The 19,703-nt window shown below is 46.3% G+C and carries 16 protein-coding genes; 5 read left to right on the forward strand and 11 right to left on the reverse strand.

Annotated elements, in window-relative coordinates; all coding sequences use genetic code 11:
• Nucleotides 1–101: 101 nt before the first annotated feature.
• From yidC to AACR11_RS07950, 7 genes are all read right to left on the reverse strand, one after another.
• Nucleotides 102–1,724 (reverse strand): membrane protein insertase YidC, encoded by a 1,623-nt coding sequence (gene yidC / locus AACR11_RS07920; protein ID WP_005451045.1) that lies wholly within the window; start codon nt 1,722–1,724, stop codon nt 102–104.
• A gap of 2 nt (nt 1,725–1,726) precedes the next feature.
• Nucleotides 1,727–1,984 carry a membrane protein insertion efficiency factor YidD gene (gene yidD / locus AACR11_RS07925; RefSeq protein WP_005451046.1) on the reverse strand — a complete coding sequence of 86 codons (258 nt, stop codon included), beginning with the start codon at nt 1,982–1,984 and terminating at the stop codon, nt 1,727–1,729.
• Nucleotides 1,951–2,274, reverse strand: a complete 324-nt coding sequence (rnpA, locus tag AACR11_RS07930) for a ribonuclease P protein component (protein ID WP_009699098.1) — start codon at nt 2,272–2,274, stop codon at nt 1,951–1,953. The genes yidD and rnpA overlap by 34 nt, the downstream gene beginning before the upstream one ends.
• Before the next feature lie 46 nt (nt 2,275–2,320).
• Entirely contained in the window at nt 2,321–2,455 is a 135-nt protein-coding gene (gene rpmH / locus AACR11_RS07935) for a 50S ribosomal protein L34 (protein ID WP_005378825.1), read from the reverse strand.
• 242 nt (nt 2,456–2,697) lie between these two features.
• Nucleotides 2,698–3,435 carry an amino acid ABC transporter ATP-binding protein gene (locus AACR11_RS07940; RefSeq protein ID WP_005451048.1) on the reverse strand — a complete coding sequence of 246 codons (738 nt, stop codon included), beginning with the start codon at nt 3,433–3,435 and terminating at the stop codon, nt 2,698–2,700.
• Nucleotides 3,432–4,103 carry an amino acid ABC transporter permease gene (locus AACR11_RS07945; protein ID WP_005451049.1) on the reverse strand — a complete coding sequence of 224 codons (672 nt, stop codon included), beginning with the start codon at nt 4,101–4,103 and terminating at the stop codon, nt 3,432–3,434. Before AACR11_RS07945 ends, AACR11_RS07940 begins: the two co-directional genes overlap by 4 nt.
• A 105-nt stretch (nt 4,104–4,208) precedes the next feature.
• Nucleotides 4,209–4,955 carry an amino acid ABC transporter substrate-binding protein gene (locus tag AACR11_RS07950; protein WP_005451059.1) on the reverse strand — a complete coding sequence of 249 codons (747 nt, stop codon included), beginning with the start codon at nt 4,953–4,955 and terminating at the stop codon, nt 4,209–4,211.
• Nucleotides 4,956–5,385: 430 nt separating this feature from the next.
• Between AACR11_RS07950 and dnaA the strand changes: the two genes are divergently transcribed.
• The 5 genes from dnaA to AACR11_RS07975 all read left to right on the forward strand — a co-directional run bounded on the left by dnaA (nt 5,386) and on the right by AACR11_RS07975 (nt 12,571).
• A complete protein-coding gene (gene dnaA, locus AACR11_RS07955; RefSeq protein WP_005451061.1) occupies nt 5,386–6,792 on the forward strand; it encodes a chromosomal replication initiator protein DnaA in 1,407 nt (468 codons plus the stop codon).
• Between the two features lie 63 nt (nt 6,793–6,855).
• A complete protein-coding gene (gene dnaN, locus AACR11_RS07960) occupies nt 6,856–7,956 on the forward strand; it encodes a DNA polymerase III subunit beta (RefSeq protein WP_005451063.1) in 1,101 nt (366 codons plus the stop codon).
• A 9-nt stretch (nt 7,957–7,965) separates the two neighbouring features.
• On the forward strand, nt 7,966–9,039 hold the full coding sequence (recF, locus tag AACR11_RS07965; RefSeq protein ID WP_005426070.1) for a DNA replication/repair protein RecF: 1,074 nt from the start codon (nt 7,966–7,968) through the stop codon (nt 9,037–9,039).
• 19 nt (nt 9,040–9,058) lie between these two features.
• Nucleotides 9,059–11,476, forward strand: a complete 2,418-nt coding sequence (gene gyrB, locus AACR11_RS07970) for a DNA topoisomerase (ATP-hydrolyzing) subunit B (RefSeq protein WP_017818155.1) — start codon at nt 9,059–9,061, stop codon at nt 11,474–11,476.
• A gap of 657 nt (nt 11,477–12,133) precedes the next feature.
• On the forward strand, nt 12,134–12,571 hold the full coding sequence (locus AACR11_RS07975) for an Hsp20 family protein (RefSeq protein WP_005426066.1): 438 nt from the start codon (nt 12,134–12,136) through the stop codon (nt 12,569–12,571).
• A 141-nt stretch (nt 12,572–12,712) separates the two neighbouring features.
• On the opposite strand, the gene AACR11_RS07980 is transcribed toward AACR11_RS07975, so the two are convergent.
• The 4 genes from AACR11_RS07980 to glyQ all read right to left on the reverse strand — a co-directional run bounded on the left by AACR11_RS07980 (nt 12,713) and on the right by glyQ (nt 19,495).
• Nucleotides 12,713–13,966 carry a valine--pyruvate transaminase gene (locus tag AACR11_RS07980; protein WP_009699313.1) on the reverse strand — a complete coding sequence of 418 codons (1,254 nt, stop codon included), beginning with the start codon at nt 13,964–13,966 and terminating at the stop codon, nt 12,713–12,715.
• A gap of 229 nt (nt 13,967–14,195) precedes the next feature.
• On the reverse strand, nt 14,196–16,280 hold the full coding sequence (locus AACR11_RS07985; RefSeq protein ID WP_029790008.1) for an alpha-amylase: 2,085 nt from the start codon (nt 16,278–16,280) through the stop codon (nt 14,196–14,198).
• 217 nt (nt 16,281–16,497) lie between these two features.
• On the reverse strand, nt 16,498–18,564 hold the full coding sequence (gene glyS, locus AACR11_RS07990) for a glycine--tRNA ligase subunit beta (protein ID WP_005378875.1): 2,067 nt from the start codon (nt 18,562–18,564) through the stop codon (nt 16,498–16,500).
• A 13-nt stretch (nt 18,565–18,577) separates the two neighbouring features.
• Nucleotides 18,578–19,495, reverse strand: coding sequence for a glycine--tRNA ligase subunit alpha (gene glyQ, locus AACR11_RS07995; RefSeq protein WP_005451074.1), 918 nt, complete (start codon nt 19,493–19,495; stop codon nt 18,578–18,580).
• Between the last annotated feature and the right edge of the window lie 208 nt (nt 19,496–19,703).

Genomic DNA, 19,703 nt, shown 5'->3' on the forward strand with positions numbered 1-19,703 from the left:
CAGACCTAGGGAGCCAGAACCAATTAGTTAGCTGAATTGTAATCAGCCAAAAACAAAAAGGCGACCTTTTGGCCGCCTTTCTTATGCTTTTCTATAAAGGTTTACTTAGTGTGTAAGCCTTTTTTCTCCAGCGCTTTGTAAATCAAAGTCTGCTGGATCAGCGTAACGATGTTCGACACCAACCAGTATAGAACTAGACCTGATGGGAAGAACAAGAAGAAGAAGGTAAACATAACCGGCATAAAGGTCATGATCTTCTGCTGCATTGGATCCGTTACTGTTGTTGGGCTCATCTTCTGGATTAGGAACATTGACGCACCCATCAGTAGCGGCAGGATGTAGTAAGGGTCCTGTGCTGAAAGGTCGTGAATCCAACCAAAGAATGGTGAGTGACGTAGCTCAACCGATTCCATTAGTGCCCAGTATAGAGCGATGAAGATAGGCATCTGTAGGATAAGAGGTAGACAGCCGCCCAGAGGGTTCACTTTCTCTTTCTTATACAGTTCCATCATCTCTTGGCTCATGCGCTGACGGTCATCACCGATGCGCTCACGCATAGCTTGCAGCTTAGGCTGTAGCATACGCATTTTCGCCATAGACGTGTATTGCGCTTTCGTTAGTGGGTACATTGCACCACGAACGATGAAGGTCAAACAGATGATTGCTACACCCCAGTTACCCACGAAGCTTTGGATGAAAGCAAGCAGTGAGTGAAGTGGTTTAGCGATGAACCATAGCCAGCCGTAGTCCACTACTAGGTCTAGGTTTGGTGCTACTGCAGCCATTTCTTTTTGCAGTTTAGGACCAACCCAAAGCGTTGCTTCAAACTTCGCTTGATCACCCGTCGCGATAGTTTTGTTTGGCATACGTACGCCGATATCACCTAGATTACCAATCACGCGAGTGTACAGGTTAGTACCTGGTTCGTTACGTGGGATCCAAGCTGCAGCGAAGTAGTGTTGGATCATTGCTGCCCAACCTTGACCATCTGCTAGGTTGAGAGACAAGTTGCGATCCTGCATGTCTTCAAAGCTGTATTTTTTGTAACGAACGTCTTCTGTTGAGTAAGCACCGCCACGGTAAGTTGGCATTGTGATGCTACCACCAGCGTCCATTAGGTTTTGACGCAAGTGAGCGTACATACCAAATGTTGCGTTGTTACCAGAGTTGTTCACTACATCGTATTCCACGTTCAGCGCGTAGCTGCCACGTTTCAGTACGTAAGTTTTAATGTATTCGATACCGTTTGCAGTGAACGTCATTGGAACGCGTAGTTCGTCTTGACCGTCAGCCAGTTTGAAGCTGTCTGCACTTACGTTGTAGTGAGGACGGTTAGTGCTGCTTAGGTCGATACCTTGAGGACCCACTAGACCGCTTTGCGCGATGAACTGGTGACCTTTAGTGTCTTTTAGCAGAACGAATGGATCTGATGAATCAAGTTCAGCAGAGTATTTGTTAAGGTCGGCATGTACCACATCGCCACCAACGGTGTCGATCGACAGAGTTAAAACATCAGTCGTTACTGTGATAGTTTTTGCAGAAGCTTGCTGTTGACCTGGAACTGGGTCTAGCTCATCAGCAAAAGATGGTGCAGGTAGAGTACTGCTTGATTGAGCCTGTTCAACTGCTTGAGGTGCTGGGTTCTTTGCTACTTGCCACTGTTGAAACAGCAAGAAAGAAACCAGTGCCAGAGCAATGAGCAGGATATTACGTTGAGAATCCATCGTTAGTTATCTCTGTCTTGTTTTTGGACTGGTGGAACGGGGTCATACCCCCCTTCATTCAAAGGGTGGCATTTTAATAGACGTTTGCCTGATAACCAACATCCTTTTACAAAACCGTGAGCTCTCAAAGCTTCTAGCGCGTAAGTGGAACAAGTTGGTGTGAACCGGCAGCGAGGACCAATCAGAGGGCTGATAAACCAGCGATAAAGATTAACGAGCCCAATGGCTATCCACGTGAAGGGCGAGACAGGCGATGCCATAGCTTATCAAACAACTTAAATAATTCCTCATTGCTTAAATCTTGCGCGCTTTTCTTCGCGATCACAACAAAATCTTTATTTGGAAGCTGATGTTGATTGTTACGAAAGCTTTCACGAGCCAAACGCTTAAAACGGTTACGACCGACAGCAGTTTTGATTTGCTTTTTCGGAACAGCTAAACCTAATCGTGGGTGAGAAAGTTTGTTATTGCGAGCAATGATGGTGAAATGAGGCGAGCCAGCTCGATGAGCTTGCTGGAAGACGTTTTGATAATGCTCGGGAGTTAACAAGCGTAACTCCCGATTAAACGCGTACGTGTTCAAAATAAACTAGCGATTATTTTGATAGGCGCGCACGGCCTTTTGCACGACGTGCGTTGATAACTTTACGACCGTTCTTAGTTGCCATGCGAGCACGGAAGCCGTGAGTACGCTTGCGCTTTAGAACTGTAGGTTGAAAAGTGCGTTTCATGATAATTACCTTTACTGATCAGTAGTTTTAGGTTCTTGTTAAACCCGGCGTGGGCATTTTGCTTTCTTTATATAAAGAAGCTCTTTATTAAAGAAGAACAACCGACGCCTCTCAACAAAGAGGCGGAATTGTAATCACACTCACATAATGTGTCAATGACTCATGAGTACGAAATTCCGACCGGGCGATTATACGTAGTGTGAGTCAAATCTCAAGGATCGATTGATCTTGATGCTTGATCTTTACTCTATTCCCACTTGGTTAAGGAATTTTTTCAAACGAGGATCTTGTGGATTATCGAAGATATCTTGTGGAGAACCTTGTTCAACAATGTTGCCTTCAGCCATAAAGATCACTCTGTCAGCGACTTCTTTGGCAAATTGCATCTCGTGCGTTACCACCAGCATGGTTTGGTGTTGATTCGCTAACTTCTTCATTAATGAGAGAACTTCTCCGACCCACTCAGGATCCAGAGCTGATGTTGGTTCATCAAAAAGCAGCAATTCGGGTTGCAGTGCCATCGCTCTACCGATACCCACACGTTGTTGTTGTCCACCCGAGAGCGCCGCTGGATAACTTTCACCTTTGTCCCCAAGACCAATGTCATCCAGAATCTGTTGAGCACGTTTTAACGCGTCATCTTTCTTCCATCCTCGAACAGTAATCAAGCCCTCTGCGATGTTCTGACGCGCATTCATATGAGCAAATAGGGCATAGTTTTGAAAGACAAACCCAGTACGGCGACGTAGAGCAAGCACTTCTGCTTTGGTGTGTTTTTGTGTATCGACCGAAATGTCATCGATGGTAATGCGGCCTTCGTCTGCTTGCTCTAAGAAGTTTACGGTACGTAGAAGTGTCGACTTGCCAGTACCGCTTGAGCCGATAATAACGATGATCTCACCTTGTTTGATGTCGAGATCAATGCCTTTTAGAACTTCAGTATCGCCAAAACGTTTGTGAATGTTTTCTAGTTTGATCATCGTACGTACGCCTTATTCAATTTCGCTTCTGCCCAAATCTGTACTCGAGTCAGGATAACCACCACGCCCCAGTAAATCAGAGCGACAGCAAGGAACGCTTCAAAGAAACGGAAGCTAGACGAAGCTTCCATCTGCGCTTTGGCCATGATTTCTGCAACACCAAGTGTGAAGGCGAGGGATGTCGACTTAATCATATCGATGAAGTAGTTCATCAATGAAGGCAGTGCGACACGTGTTGCCTGCGGTAAAATCACACGGCGCATCGCTTGTGTGGTTGTCATACCGACCGACAAGCTTGCTTCCATTTGGCTGCGATCAATGCCAATGATGGCTGCACGAATGCTCTCTGCCATATAAGCGGCAAAGTGCAGCGTTAAACCAATTACCGCAGCAGAAAAGGCATCGATTCCCACCATAAATGGGAAGATTTGCGGTAAGCCGTAGTAGAGCAGAAACAGTTGTACTAAAAGCGGAGTACCACGGAAGAAGCTGATATAAAGTTGGCTCAATTGGTCGAGAACTGGCAGCTTAAATACGCGAATGTTCGCTAAAATGACGGATAGAATTAAAGAAAAGACCAATCCCCATGTGGCCATTTCCATGGTCGTGCCAAGATACTTGAGCAGTATCGGTAGCAGCTCCAGCATGTAATTAAAATCAAATCCCATACGACTTACCTTGAGAAAAGAAAAGGTGGAATACGAAGTTCCACCTTGTCATTGAGTTAAAAAAGGACGCGAGATAAAGCCCTGCGTCCTAAAAGAAGAGAAGTTTTACTTCGTGATGTCGGCACCAAACCATTTCACTGAAATCTTCTCTACTGTTCCGTCTGCGCGCATTTCTGCAAGTGCTTTATTCACTTCCGCTTGTAGCTTACGACCCTTTTCGTTATCCACGAATGGCCAAGCGTTTTGAATCGTTTCAAATGGTTCACCTGCCAGTTGAAGCGGTAGACCCGTTTTCTTAATCAGTTCTAGGGCAGACAAACGATCCATGATGAAAGCATCCGCACGACCTAGTGCCACATCGTGTTCAATACCTGTATCGTAAGTCTTAATGTTGATCTTGCCATCTTTGTCGTAATCACGTAGCAACTGTTCAAAGTTAGAGCCTAGGTTAACAGCAACGGTTTTGCCTGCGAGATCTTCGACACCTTGGATGCTATCGTTGCCTTTACGTACGGTAATTTGCGCACCGTCTACTACGTATGGGTCAGCAAATAGGTATTTTGCTTTACGCGCATCTGTCATCGTGATTTGGTTCGAGATGGTATCAATACGACCTGTTTCGAGTAGGCCAAACAAACCAGAAAAGTTCGCTGTTACGTATTCGATCTTGTAATCATTACGCTTACCGATCTCATCCCACATATCCACTTCAAAACCTTGTAGCTTATCTTGCTTCACAAAAGTGAATGGGAAGTAGCGACCAGACATACCAACTTTGACTTCAGTTGCTGCTTGAACGGTGGCGGCAGATAAAGCGATGGCTGCAACGGCAACCTTAATCCAGTTTTTCATAATACATCTCCATAATTTTATGGTTGGAAATACTACTGTCAGTTAGCTCAATTAAAGAAATAACCAAGTGCAATAACCTAGACCTCAGAGTAATAAGATCTTATTTGGTATAGATAGTAGCCAAGATATAGGGATAAATGATGAAAAAACGATCGAAAGAAGCATGAGTGACGATCGAAATAAGCCGATGAATGAAAATTCATACACAGAGTTATCACCAATGACTCGATCTGACTGATTTTGCCTAAATGTGGATCAATGTGTGGGCAAATTTGGGGCAAGATGTGTTGATCTCACTATGTTGGGCGAAAATATTGTGAATAACTTAGATCTTATTCACTGGATCATCGATCAATTGCTGGCGATCTTGGTTATCAACAGGTAAAATTGCCAGTCTTTTCCGATAATTCAAATACTCAGTGGGGGCACCGTGTCATCTTCGCTTTGGTTGCAATGTTTGCAGCAGCTTCAAGAAGAGCTACCAGCTACAGAATTCAGTATGTGGGTTCGTCCGTTACAAGCGGAGCTCAATGACAATACTCTCACTTTGTTCGCACCTAACCGCTTTGTGTTGGATTGGGTTCGTGACAAGTACCTGAATAGCATTAATCGCTTACTGCAAGAATACTGCGGTAATGATGTACCTAGTTTACGCTTTGAAGTTGGCAGTCGCCGAGTTGCAGCACCAAAACCGGCACCGACACGAACGCCGGCGGATGTTGCGGCAGAGTCTTCAGCGCCCGCTCAGCTGCAAGCCCGTAAGCCTGTGCATAAAACGTGGGATGATGACGCGCAAGTGATCGCAGACATCAACCACCGCTCTAATGTGAACCCAAAACATAAGTTCAATAACTTCGTTGAAGGTAAGTCGAACCAATTGGGTCTTGCTGCTGCTCGTCAGGTTTCGGATAACCCAGGTGCTGCATATAACCCGCTGTTCCTATACGGTGGTACTGGCTTGGGTAAAACGCACTTGTTGCATGCAGTGGGTAATGCCATTGTGGATAACAACCCAAATGCGAAAGTGGTGTACATGCACTCTGAGCGTTTTGTGCAAGATATGGTGAAAGCACTGCAAAACAATGCGATTGAGGAGTTCAAACGCTACTACCGAAGTGTTGATGCGTTGCTTATCGATGATATCCAATTCTTTGCCAATAAAGAGCGTTCACAAGAAGAATTCTTCCATACCTTTAACGCATTGCTAGAAGGTAACCAACAGATCATTTTGACTTCAGATCGCTACCCAAAAGAGATCAGCGGTGTAGAAGATCGTCTGAAATCACGTTTCGGTTGGGGATTAACCGTCGCGATCGAGCCACCAGAGCTTGAAACTCGTGTAGCGATCTTGATGAAGAAAGCGGAAGACCACCAAATCCACCTAGCAGATGAAGTGGCATTCTTTATTGCTAAGCGTCTGCGTTCCAACGTTCGTGAGTTGGAAGGGGCACTTAACCGCGTTATTGCTAACGCGAACTTCACCGGTCGCCCAATCACGATTGATTTCGTTCGTGAAGCGCTGCGCGACCTACTTGCTCTGCAAGAGAAGCTCGTTACTATCGACAATATTCAAAAGACAGTGGCGGAATACTACAAGATTAAAGTGGCTGATCTGCTGTCTAAGCGTCGCTCTCGCTCAGTTGCTCGTCCTCGTCAGTTGGCGATGGCGCTGGCAAAAGAGCTGACTAATCATAGCTTGCCGGAAATTGGTGATGCGTTTGGTGGTCGTGACCACACCACTGTACTGCATGCTTGTCGCAAGATTGAGCAGCTACGTGAAGAGAGCCACGATATTAAAGAAGATTACTCTAACTTGATTCGCACCCTGTCTTCTTAATCGGTTAGAATGACAGTATTCCAAGCAAATCATTAATTGAGCTGACAGCGTAAAGAGCCAAGCATGAAATTTACTATTGAACGTAGTCATTTAATCAAACCGCTACAACAGGTTTCGGGCGCATTAGGTGGTCGACCAACCCTACCAATTCTGGGTAACCTACTGCTTAAAGTAGAAGATAACGTGTTATCCATGACCGCGACCGATTTGGAAGTGGAATTGGTGAGCAAAGTGACTCTAGAAGGGGATTTTGAAGCGGGCAGCATTACCGTTCCTTCTCGTAAGTTTCTTGATATCTGTCGTGGTCTACCTGATGACTCCATCATTACCTTCGTATTAGAAGGCGATCGCGTACAGGTACGTTCTGGTCGTAGCCGTTTCTCACTGGCAACACTTCCAGCGAACGATTTCCCAAACATTGAAGATTGGCAGAGTGAAGTAGAAGTTTCACTGACTCAGTCTGATCTACGTACGCTGATTGAAAAAACACAATTCTCTATGGCGAACCAAGACGTTCGTTACTACCTAAACGGCATGTTGTTTGAAATCGACGGTACGACGCTACGCAGCGTGGCAACCGATGGTCACCGTATGGCAGTATCTCAAACTCAGCTCGGTGCAGATTTTGCGCAAAAGCAAATTATCGTGCCTCGCAAGGGGGTACAAGAGCTTGTTAAACTGATGGATGCGCCAGAACAGCCTGTCGTACTACAAATTGGCAGCTCAAATGTACGTGCAGAAGTGAACAACTTTATCTTCACTTCTAAGCTGGTTGATGGTCGTTTCCCTGATTATCGCCGCGTATTGCCGCAAAGCACCAACAAAACGCTAGAAGCAAGTTGTGATGAGTTACGTCAAGCCTTCTCACGTGCTGCGATTCTTTCTAACGAAAAATTCCGTGGCGTTCGTGTGAATCTTGCGGGTAGTGAAATGCGCATTACTGCTAACAACCCAGAGCAAGAAGAAGCAGAAGAAATGCTAGACGTGACCTTTGAAGGTGACGCTATCGAGATCGGCTTTAACGTAAGCTACGTGCTTGATGTACTTAATACACTGCGTTGCGACAATGTGCGTGTGTCGATGTCGGATGCCAACGCCAGTGCGTTGATTGAAAACGCAGACGACGATAGTGCAATGTACGTGGTGATGCCAATTCGTCTGTAAGTCATCTGAATGCCACTTTCTCGCCTCATCATTCAGCAGTTTCGAAACATTAAAGCCTGTGATATTGACCTATCAGCAGGCTTTAACTTTCTTATTGGACCGAACGGCAGCGGTAAAACCAGTGTTTTAGAAGCCATTTACTTGCTCGGACATGGTCGCTCTTTCAAGAGTTCGTTGACCGGTCGAGTTATCCAAAATGAGTGCGATGAGCTGTTTGTTCATGGTCGTTTTTTGAACTCGGATCAATTTGAGCTACCTATCGGCATTAATAAGCAGCGTGATGGCTCAACAGAGGTTAAAATAGGCGGTCAATCTGGACAAAAACTGGCGCAACTTGCACAAGTTTTGCCTTTACAGTTGATACATCCAGAAGGATTTGATCTACTAACGGATGGTCCAAAACATCGTCGTGCATTCATCGACTGGGGTGTGTTTCACACCGAGCCTGCTTTTTATGATGCATGGGGGCGTTTCAAGCGTCTTAACAAGCAACGCAATGCTCTGCTTAAAACGGCCAGAAGTTATCGTGAACTCAGTTATTGGGATCAAGAGATGGCACATTTGGCTGAAAACATCAGTCAATGGCGAGCGCTATACATCGAACAGATGAAAACCGTAGCGGAAACTATCTGTCAGACGTTTTTGCCAGAATTTGAGATCCAATTAAAGTATTATCGTGGTTGGGACAAAGACACCCCTTATCATGAGATACTAGAAAAGAATTTCGAGCGTGATCAGTCATTGGGTTACACCTTTAGTGGTCCAAATAAAGCTGATTTGCGCATTAAAGTGAACGGAACGCCAGTTGAAGACGTTTTGTCACGCGGTCAATTAAAACTCATGGTGTGTGCTTTGCGTGTGGCGCAGGGGCAACACCTTACCGAAATGACCGGCAAACAATGTATTTACCTAATTGACGACTTTGCGTCGGAATTAGACAGCCAACGTCGCAAGCGTCTAGCGGACTGCTTGAAAGAGACGGGCGCACAAGTATTTGTAAGCTCTATCACTGAAAGCCAAATCGCCGATATGTTGGACGATACGGGCAAATTGTTTCATGTGGAACATGGCAGGATAGAGTAAAACTAGAAGAGAGAAACTCATGTCTGAAAATTACGATTCATCGAGTATTAAGGTACTGAAGGGTCTGGATGCGGTACGTAAGCGTCCAGGTATGTACATCGGCGACACGGACGACGGCACTGGTCTTCACCACATGGTCTTCGAGGTGGTGGATAACTCAATTGATGAAGCGTTGGCAGGTCACTGTAAAGACATCGTTGTGACAATTCATGAGGACAACTCGGTTTCAGTTACGGATGATGGTCGTGGCATTCCAACAGAAATGCACCCAGAAGAAAAAGTATCTGCTGCAGAAGTTATCATGACGGTACTTCATGCTGGTGGTAAGTTCGATGATAACTCATACAAAGTATCAGGCGGTCTACACGGCGTAGGTGTTTCAGTAGTAAACGCACTGTCTGAGAAAGTGGTTCTGACTATCCACCGCGGCGGTCATATCCATACGCAAACTTACCATCATGGTGAGCCTCAAGCGCCACTAGCAGTAATTGGTGATACTGACCAAACTGGTACACAAATCCGTTTCTGGCCAAGTGCAGAAACATTCTCGAACACAGAATTTCACTACGACATCCTAGCGAAGCGTCTACGTGAACTTTCTTTCCTGAACTCTGGTGTTTCAATCAAACTGGTTGATGAGCGCGAAGCAGACAAGAGCGACCACTTCATGTTTGAAGGTGGTATCCAAGCGTTTGTTGAGCACCTAAACACCAACAAAACACCAATCATCGAGAAAATCTTCCACTTCGACTTTGAGCGCGAAGATGGTATCTCGGTAGAAGTGGCGATGCAGTGGAATGACGGTTTCCAAGAGAACATCTACTGTTTCACTAACAACATCCCACAACGCGACGGTGGTACTCACCTTGCGGGTTTCCGTGCAGCGCTAACGCGTACACTGAACTCTTTCATGGACAAAGAAGGCTTCTCTAAGAAAGCGAAAACAGCAACTTCTGGTGATGACGCGCGTGAAGGTCTAACTGCGGTTGTTTCGGTTAAAGTGCCTGATCCTAAGTTCTCAAGCCAAACTAAAGATAAACTGGTTTCTTCTGAAGTGAAGTCAGCGGTTGAATCAGCAATGGGTGAGAAACTGTCTGAGTTCCTAATTGAGAACCCGGCAGAAGCGAAGATGGTTTGTTCGAAAATCATAGATGCAGCTCGTGCTCGTGAAGCGGCGCGTAAAGCTCGTGAAATGACTCGTCGTAAAGGCGCACTAGACCTAGCAGGTCTGCCAGGCAAACTTGCAGACTGTCAGGAAAAAGATCCAGCACTCTCTGAACTATACATAGTGGAGGGTGATTCGGCAGGCGGCTCCGCAAAACAAGGCCGTAACCGTAAGAACCAAGCAATCCTACCGCTAAAAGGTAAGATTCTTAACGTAGAAAAAGCGCGTTTCGACAAGATGCTTTCTTCTCAAGAAGTAGCAACGCTGATCACTGCACTAGGTTGTGGTATCGGTCGTGATGAGTACAACCCGGATAAACTGCGTTACCACAACATCATCATCATGACCGATGCTGACGTCGATGGTTCGCACATCCGTACGCTACTGTTGACCTTCTTCTACCGTCAAATGCCAGAGCTTATCGAGCGTGGCTATGTGTACATTGCTCAGCCACCGCTTTACAAAGTGAAGAAAGGCAAACAAGAGCAGTACATCAAAGACGAAGATGCGATGAACCAATACCAAGTTGCTTTGGCACTTGATAACGCATCGCTACACGTAAACGCAGAAGCACCAGCATTGGCAGGCGAAGCGCTAGAGAAGCTAGTTCAGCAATACAACGCTGGTATCAAGCTAGCGGATCGCATGAGCCGCCGCTACCCAAGCGCGCTAGTTCATGAGCTAATCTACACGCCGCGTCTAACGGCAGAGCAATGTCATGATGCTGCAACAGTAGAAGCGTGGACAAAGCAGCTTGTTGAGCAGCTAAACGCGAAAGAAGTAGGCGCAAGCCAATACAGCTTCGAAGTTGAGCAACACGAAGAGCTAGGTCTAAACCTACCTAAGATCATCGTACGTACTCACGGTGTGACTCATGACTACGCACTAAGCATCGACCTACTGAACTCGAAAGAGTACGGCAAACTAGCGGATCTATCTGAAGCGCTAGACGGTCTGCTAGAAGAAGGCGCTTACATCAAACGTGGTGAGCGTACTCAGCCGGTATCAAGCTTTGCAGCGGCACTTGAGTGGCTAATCAAAGAGTCGCGTCGTGGTCTAAGCCTACAGCGCTACAAAGGTCTAGGTGAGATGAACCCAGATCAGCTTTGGGAAACCACAATGGACCCAGAGACACGTCGCATGATGCAAGTAACCATTGAAGATGCGGTAGGCGCAGACCAATTGTTCACAACGCTAATGGGTGACCAAGTTGAGCCGCGTCGTAACTTCATTGAAGAGAACGCGCTGAAAGTAGCAAACCTAGACGTTTAGACTATTTTTCCTTTGCTGGATATGCTGATTTCGTTGTCGAAGATGCTCACATACACTTGTATGCTGCGCGCCTTCTCCTAGAACTAAGCATATCCCCCTGCGGAAAAACGAATCTAAATTTCTTTTGATAGAATTTTAAAAGCACTGCCTTCGGGTGGTGCTTTTTTATTGAGTGGAGAGAAACCAGATAAAAGAAACGAGACACAAGAATGGGCTGCACTCTATGGAGGCGGGGAAGCTTGGCTTTGAAACTCTACATTTAAGGAAAGAGTGGATGTAAGTGGCGCTTTTCATTATTAGTATGTTAGGACGTCATCTTCGAGAGGGAGGAACGATCGAGTCGGGGATCTAAAATATTTTCACCGTAGCCCTTGAAAGCCCATTTTTCGACCTTATATCTAGTTATGAAGAGGGATGGCTAACTTGCTCAACAAGAGAAGAACAGCGCCTCTGGAATCGCTAAACGAGATCGCTCAAGAGAGGATACTCAGTATTAGCACACAACTTGACCCTAGATTCGACATCATGTCCCCGCACCTAAAAAGTAGGTCAGAGGAATGAATCATCGGATCCCTTAGCTCGGCGTTTTCTTGCATAAATGCGCCATGTGGATGACCCTCATCTGGGCTAAGACTATTGCTTAAAAGAGGATAGATTATGCGTAATGTAGATTTCTCACCACTATACCGTAATGCAATTGGCTTCGACCGTCTGTTTAACCTGATGGAAGCAAGCTCTGCGAAAAACACTTCTGGCGGCTACCCTCCATACAACATTGAGCAAAAAGACGAGCACAACTACCGTATTACTATGGCAGTCGCAGGTTTTGCTGAAGATCAGCTCGATTTGACTCAAAACGAAAACATGTTGATTGTGAAGGGCGAGCGTAAAGCAGAAGAAGGTAAAAACTACGTTTACCAAGGCATCGCAGAACGCGATTTTGAACGTAAATTCCAACTTGCGGATTACGTAAAAGTCGTTGGTGCATCAATGGAAAACGGTCTACTTCATATCGATTTAGTTCGTGAAATTCCAGAAGCGATGCAACCACGTAAGATTGCTATCGGTGGCAACAACCTGATTGAAAACAGCTAATCAGCTAAAGACACTTCAGTTAACCACACGGTTATAGAATGAGAAAGAGCGCCATATGGGCGCTCTTTTTAGTTTGGGGTTTTCAAATCCGCTATTTCAAAGCAGTAATTTCAAAGAGAAGAACGGCTGAGTTTAATCGGTCTATTTACCTTCGCGGTAAGCCTTTTCCACTTCTTCTGCGATAATCGCAATGCCTTTTTGCATCATCTCATCGTCTTGAACGTAGTTCATACGCAAGCATTGGTGTGCATGATCCCACTCGTCTTTCTGACCAATAAAGAAGTATTCACCCGGAACAATCAAGACCCCACGCGCTTTCAAGCGTTGGTACAGTTCCATTGTCGTAATTGGCAGTTCATCAAACCATAGCCACAAGAAGATAGCGCCTTCTGGTTTGTGAATACGGAAGCGTTCATCGGTAATCGCTTCTTGGAGCAGTTCAACCGCACGTTGCGACTTCTGTTTGTAGAACGGCTTAATCACCTCTGAGCTCAGTTTTAGCAGATCGCCTTTACCAATAATGTGGTTTGCCAACGCAGGACCAACACTGCCTGGAGCTAGGCTGATGATGCCGTTCATATTGGTTAATGCTTGAGTGATTTCTTCACTCGCAATCACAATCCCACAACGCACGCCCGGCAAGCCAAGTTTAGATAGGCTCATGCACAGGATGGTGTTTTCATTCCAGAACGGCTCGACATCTTCAAAGATGATGTTCGGGAAAGGTAGACCGTAGGCGTTATCGATAATCAGTGGGATGTTGTTCTCACGTGCCAGCTTGTCCAGCTTACGTACTTCTTCGTCTGTCAGTACGTTACCCGTTGGATTGGTTGGGCGAGACGCGCAGATTGCCGCAACAGAGTCATCGACGGTGAGCTGCTCAAAATCGACGTGGTATTTAAACAGACCGTTATCTAACAGCTCGATCTCTGGGTGGTATGAGACAAAGATATCTTCATCAATGCCTGCATCACCATAACCGATGTACTCAGGCGCGATAGGCAGTAGCACCTTCTTGTGCGAACCGTCTGGCTGTTTACCTGCCAACAAGTTGAACAAGTAGAAGAAGCCACTTTGGCTACCGTTAGTTAGGCTGATGTTTTTCTCAGAAATATCCCAGCCATAAGTTTCACGGAATAACTGAGCCAACGCTTTAACGAACGCGTCTTTGCCTTGCGGACCATCATAGTTGGCGAGGGCGGCGACGAGCTCTCCACTGGCGAGCATTTCCTCACTGGCTTGGCGAAAGTAATCGAGCATGGCAGGAATGGCGGCTGGGTTACCTCCACCGAGCATGATGGCACCTGGTGTGCGCAGACCATCATTCAAATCGTCCATTAACTGCGTGATACCTGAATACTGATTAAATTTTTCACCAAACTTAGAGAACTGCATTTGTCGTTATACCTAATTCATTGTGATTGCTTTGTGTATGTTTGTGCCGATGTTTTATCGGCTTATCGAGTAATCCTTGACCTTACCTCAATGCGTAATTAACGCAAAGTGTGAATTAAGCCGAAAAAGAAAAAAGTGTGTCATCAGACCAGAGGTACGAGATAAAAAGGCAAAAAGAGCAATAAAAAAGGGAAGCTTATGCTTCCCTTGCTGGTGGAGAGAGTATGACTTACTCTCCGGTGTAAACAATCAGCACCTTATCGTCTTGGTATTGGCGTTCGAACGCGTAGTAACCTTCTTGATTGCGAGTGATGTGCTTACCTTGAGCAACCGCTGGGTGGCGTTTACGGAATTCACCCAACTTTTGCCAATGTTGCAGTAGATCTTCACGCTCGCCATGAATCTTATCCCATGGCATATCTGAGCGTGTGCCTTGGTGAGCATCTGAACCAGTAATGCCAAAATCACGAGCTATCTCATCACCGTAATAGATCTGTACTGCACCTGGAGCCAGCATCAGTGCATTTGCGGCACGAGCTTGGTCATCAAAGCTGCGGCTGCGTGCTGACCAAAACAGCTGTGTATCGTGTGAAGATAGGTAGCTCAATACGTTGAACTCAGGATCGGTATTGATACGCTCTGCATAGCGGCGGTAATCATTATCAAGTTGAGCGAAACACTTCAGCGCTTTTGGCGCTACGTCAGATTGGAACTCGAAGTTGATGATGGAATCGAAGCCGTTATCGAAATACGGGCTCTTCACCACGCTGTGTGCCCACACTTCACCCGTCATCCAGAAAGGTAGATCATCCAAAGCTTTGTCCGGGTTGTTTTTCTTCCATTGAGCAAGCGCTTGGGTGGTGCTGGCTTTCAGCTCTGCCCACGCTTCCATTTCAACGTGTTTTGCTGTGTCGACACGGAAGCCGTCAATGCCGTAGTCGCGCACCCAATCGGATAACCAGGTAATCAGGTGTTCACGTGGGGTTTGCAGCTCATCTTGCGCATTGGTGTCTTTATTGCGGAAGAAGTTTGGTAATCCGGTTTTCTGAGTCGATTCGGTTTTGAGATCCGGTAGGTAGTTCAAAGACATGGTGATGTCGTTGTAGCCCGGAGCATCGTAGTCGCCAATATCGGTGCGGATCCAATCTTTGCCCCACCATTTATCCCACGCTTCGCTATCACCGTATTTGATGTAGTCGTTGAAGCTGTGCCAGCTTTGTCCTGATTTTGGCTGCCAGTCGGTCCATTTTTCACCAAGGACTTCTTTAGCTTCTTGGTCATCTAGGTAAAGCTGACCAAAGCCGAATTCCTGCATGTCTGCTAATGTTGCGTAGCCTGTGTGGTTCATGACTACATCCCAAATCACGCGGATGCCTTTCTTGTGGGCGGTATCAACGAAGGTTCTGAGTTCATCTTCGGTACCCATGTTGGCATCAAGCTTGGTCCAATCTTGGTGGTAGTAGCCGTGGTAGCCGTAGTGCTTAAAGTCGCCTTTATCGCCGCCGCCAACCCAGCCGTGGATTTGTTCCAGTGGCGAGGTTATCCAGATAGCATTCACACCAAGTGATTCGATGTAATCGAGTTTTTTCGTCAGACCCGCCAAGTCACCACCGTGGAAGGTACCAATCTCGTATTTTCCATCTTTGCTGCGACCGTAGCTGTTGTCATTGTCTGGGTTGCCATTGTAGAAGCGGTCAGTCATGACGAAGTACACTGTTGCGTTATCCCAGCTGAACGGTTTGTCGGCTTGCTGTTCAACTTCTTCTAGCAGCAATAGACCTTGGCTCATAGGACCCGGCTGCATGGTGACGCTGCCATTGGCGACTGTGGTTTCTTGTCCGGTTAAGGCATCGCGAACGACAGTGCCATCATTAAAGGTTTGAGCAACATTGATGGTTTTTGGCGTGTCAGTTGCGACAGGGCAAGAGTAGGTGATGTCCTGACTCTGCTTTGGTTTGATTTTGACCGTCAGCTCGTTGGTGGTTGGATTGAGCGTAAATTGATAGGTATTGGCTTTGAAAATGCGCAGCGGCATTTGTGCATCAGTGGCGCAGTTATCCATTTTTAATGGACGATTGAATTTGATGCGATCTTCTTCTGCTAGGGCAAAGCTACTGCCACAGCTTTGCTTGCTGTCAGCAATGGTAAAGCTATAACTGCCTTTTTCGAGTTTTTGCTCGGCGACAAGTAAGCCCTGTGAGTTTTCCTCAAAAACAGCGGTGTCATCACCAACGCTTAATACGATGGCATTTTCTGGAATCTGGCTGCAGGCGCTCAGTAGACCGATAGAGAGTGCGAGAATTGTTTTTTTCATTGTGTCCTTCCCCCGAATAAACAGTCCAGTTATAGCAAAACTGTGCCTCTACAATCCGAGCTCTACACCAACAAGTTAAACGCGTCTCACCCTACAAATTTTAGTCTTGTTCACAAAATGAATAATAAGCGTCACCTTCATCGGTTTGAAGGCAACAAAAAAGGGAAGCATCTGCTTCCCTTTTACTTATTTCTTAATCACTTCTAAGAGTAATGAATTACTTTTGAAGCAAAGAAATGTCTGCGATCTGTAGGAACAGGTTACGCAGGTTGTTCAGTAGTGTTAGACGGTTCTTCTTAAGTGCTTCGTCGTCTGCCATTACCATTACGTTATCGAAGAACGCATCAACTGGTTCACGTAGGTCAGCTAGCTTGCTTAGGGCTTCTTGGTAGTTACCAGTAGCAAATGCTGGCTCTAGCGCTTCCGTCATTACTTCAACGCTTTCTGCTAGTGCTTTCTCTGCGTCTTCTTGTAGAAGTGCTAGGTCGATGTCTGCTGCTAGTTCGCCGTCGAATTTCGCTAGAATGTTACCTACACGTTTGTTCGCTGCTGCTAGAGACTCTGCTGCTTCTAGTTCACGGAAGTGAGAAACCGCTTTAACACGTTGGTCGAAGTCTGCTGGTTTCGTCGGACGACGCGCTAGAACCGCTTGAATGATGTCTACGCTGAAGCCTTCGTCTTGGTACCAAGCGCGGAAACGACCAAGCATGAACTCGATAACGTCTTGTTCAACGTTGTCGTTGGTTAGGCGGTCGCCAAATAGTGACTTAGCTTTCGCTACTAGGTCAACAAGATCTAGGTTGTAGCCGTATTCAACGATGATACGTAGTACACCTAGAGATGCGCGGCGTAGTGCGAATGGGTCGCTGCCTTTAGGTGCTTGACCAATACCGAAGATACCTACGATAGTGTCTAGCTTGTCTGCCATTGCAACTGCTGTTGAAACGCCGTTTGATGGCAGTTCATCACCTGCGAAACGAGGCATGTATTGCTCGTTCAGTGCTACTGCAACTTCTTCTGCTTCACCGTCGTGGCGAGCATAGTGCATGCCCATAACACCTTGAGTATCCGTGAATTCGAATACCATTGAGGTCATTAGGTCACATTTTGCTAGTAGACCAGCACGCTTTGATTTCTCAACGTCAGCACCGATTTGCTCAGCAATGTAGCCAGCAAGTTCTGTGATGCGGTCTGTTTTGTCTTTGATCGTACCCAGTTGCTTTTGGAAGATCGCTTGCTCTAGTTCCGGCAGACGGTCGATAAGCGGACGCTTACGGTCTGTGTTGAAGAAGAACTCTGCGTCAGCAAGACGAGGGCGAACTACTTTCTCGTTACCTTCGATTACGTAACGAGGCTCTTTTGATTCGATGTTCGATACGAAGATGAAGTTAGGTAGTAGCTTCTTGTTTTCGTCATAAACAGGGAAGTACTTCTGGTCACCTTTCATGGTGTAAACCAACGCTTCAGAAGGTACTTTTAGGAACTCTTCTTCGAACTTCGCTGTTAGTACTACTGGCCATTCAACCAGAGACGTTACTTCTTCTACTAGGTCATCTTCTAGGTCAGCGATACCGCCAACCGCTGCTGCTGCTTTTTGTGCGTCAGCTAGGATGATTGCTTTACGCGCTTCGTAATCCGCCATTACTTTACCGCGCTCTTCTAAGATCGCAGGGTATTGTTCAGCAGAATCGATAGTGAACTCTTGCTCACCCATGAAGCGGTGACCACGGATAGTGCGGTCTGAAGCGACACCAAGGATCTCGCCTTCGATTAGGTCGCTGCCCATTAGCATGGTTAGCGTCTTAACTGGACGGATAAATTGAGTCGTTTTGTTACCCCAGCGCATTGGTTTTGCGATAGGTAGGTTTGCTAGTGCTTTCGCTGCAAGTTCAACTACGATCTCAGACGTTGGCTGACCTTTCACTTCTTGTTTGAACAGTAGCCATTCACCTTTGTCTGTTACCATGCGCTCTGCTTGGTCAACCGTGATGCCACAACCGCGTGCCCAGCCTTGAGCCGCTTTTGTTGGGTTGCCTTCCGCGTCAAACGCTGCAGAAACCGCAGGACCACGTTTTTCAACAACTTTGTCAGACTGGCTGTCTGCTAGTGCTGCGACTTTAAGTGCAAGACGACGAGGTGCCGCGAACCATTTCACGCCTTCATGAGCAAGCTCAGCGCCTTTTAGTTCTGCTTCGAAGTTTGCTGCGAATGCTTCAGCTAGAGTGCGAAGTTGCGTTGGTGGTAGCTCTTCTGTACCTAGCTCGATTAGAAATTCTTTTGCCATGTTACTCTACCCCTTACGCTTGTTCTTTCTTACACATTGGGAAGCCAAGAGCTTCACGCGATGCGTAGTATGCTTCTGCAACTGCTTTCGTCAGGTTGCGGATGCGTAGGATGTAACGTTGGCGTTCAGTTACTGAGATCGCTTTACGTGCGTCTAGTAGGTTGAATGCGTGACCAGCTTTTAGGATACGCTCATAAGCAGGTAGTGGCAGTGGCTTTTCAAGCTCAAGCAGCTCTTTACACTCTTTTTCGCACTGTTCGAAGAAACCAAATAGGAAATCAACGTCTGCGTGCTCGAAGTTGTAAGTCGATTGCTCTACTTCGTTTTGGTGGAAGATGTCACCGTAAGTCACTTTGCTGCCGTCTGGTGCGATGTTCCAAACTAGGTCGTAAACAGAGTCGACTTCTTGGATGTACATTGCTAGACGTTCGATACCGTAAGTGATCTCACCAGTGACTGGCTTACACTCAAGACCGCCAACTTGTTGGAAGTAAGTAAACTGAGTCACTTCCATGCCGTTTAGCCAAACTTCCCAGCCTAGACCCCATGCGCCTAGTGTTGGGTTTTCCCAGTTGTCTTCTACGAAACGGATATCGTGAACAAGTGGGTCAATACCAAGAACTTCTAGAGAACCTAGGTACAACTCTTGGATATTGTCTGGTGATGGTTTTAGCGCTACTTGGAATTGGTAGTAGTGCTGTAGACGGTTAGGGTTTTCACCGTAACGACCATCGGTAGGACGACGTGAAGGTTGTACGTAAGCTGTAGACATTGGTTCTGGGCCAAGTGCTCGTAGACATGTCATTGGATGAGAGGTACCCGCACCCACTTCCATATCTAGCGGTTGAACAATGGTACAACCATTTTGAGCCCAATAATCCTGCAGCGCGAGGATCATTCCCTGGAAGGTTTTGATATCGTATTTTTGCATAAGTCAGGTTCGCGCGATTCTCTTATTACTTGTGAATTCGTCTCTTTTGCTGGGTTTTATAGCCTCAACAATAGCGATTCAAAGTAATTACGGTTGAATAAAATAACAATCAAGTATACCCAGATATTGAGCATGGGAGTAGAGCTAATCTTGATTAATTCGTGGGCAATTTTCTCCTTTAATGGATTTTTACCGCTTTATCTGCTGA

The organism is Vibrio sp. L85, assembly GCF_963871815.1.
In the GTDB taxonomy this organism is placed as follows: domain Bacteria; phylum Pseudomonadota; class Gammaproteobacteria; order Enterobacterales; family Vibrionaceae; genus Vibrio; species Vibrio harveyi.

Excerpts from the sequence above, each read along its gene's own strand:
- AACR11_RS07980 (WP_009699313.1), bottom strand. The coding sequence starts at position 13,966 with ATGCAGTTCTCTAAGTTTGGTGAAAAATTTAATCAGTATTCAGGTATC.
- AACR11_RS07950 (WP_005451059.1), bottom strand. The coding sequence starts at position 4,955 with ATGAAAAACTGGATTAAGGTTGCCGTTGCAGCCATCGCTTTATCTGCC.
- dnaN (WP_005451063.1), top strand. The coding sequence starts at position 6,856 with ATGAAATTTACTATTGAACGTAGTCATTTAATCAAACCGCTACAACAG.
- yidD (WP_005451046.1), bottom strand. The coding sequence starts at position 1,984 with ATGGCATCGCCTGTCTCGCCCTTCACGTGGATAGCCATTGGGCTCGTT.
- glyS (WP_005378875.1), bottom strand. The coding sequence starts at position 18,564 with ATGGCAAAAGAATTTCTAATCGAGCTAGGTACAGAAGAGCTACCACCA.
- AACR11_RS07940 (WP_005451048.1), bottom strand. The coding sequence starts at position 3,435 with ATGATCAAACTAGAAAACATTCACAAACGTTTTGGCGATACTGAAGTT.
- rpmH (WP_005378825.1), bottom strand. The coding sequence starts at position 2,455 with ATGAAACGCACTTTTCAACCTACAGTTCTAAAGCGCAAGCGTACTCAC.
- yidC (WP_005451045.1), bottom strand. The coding sequence starts at position 1,724 with ATGGATTCTCAACGTAATATCCTGCTCATTGCTCTGGCACTGGTTTCT.
- AACR11_RS07975 (WP_005426066.1), top strand. The coding sequence starts at position 12,134 with ATGCGTAATGTAGATTTCTCACCACTATACCGTAATGCAATTGGCTTC.
- gyrB (WP_017818155.1), top strand. The coding sequence starts at position 9,059 with ATGTCTGAAAATTACGATTCATCGAGTATTAAGGTACTGAAGGGTCTG.
- glyQ (WP_005451074.1), bottom strand. The coding sequence starts at position 19,495 with ATGCAAAAATACGATATCAAAACCTTCCAGGGAATGATCCTCGCGCTG.
- AACR11_RS07945 (WP_005451049.1), bottom strand. The coding sequence starts at position 4,103 with ATGGGATTTGATTTTAATTACATGCTGGAGCTGCTACCGATACTGCTC.
- recF (WP_005426070.1), top strand. The coding sequence starts at position 7,966 with ATGCCACTTTCTCGCCTCATCATTCAGCAGTTTCGAAACATTAAAGCC.
- AACR11_RS07985 (WP_029790008.1), bottom strand. The coding sequence starts at position 16,280 with ATGAAAAAAACAATTCTCGCACTCTCTATCGGTCTACTGAGCGCCTGC.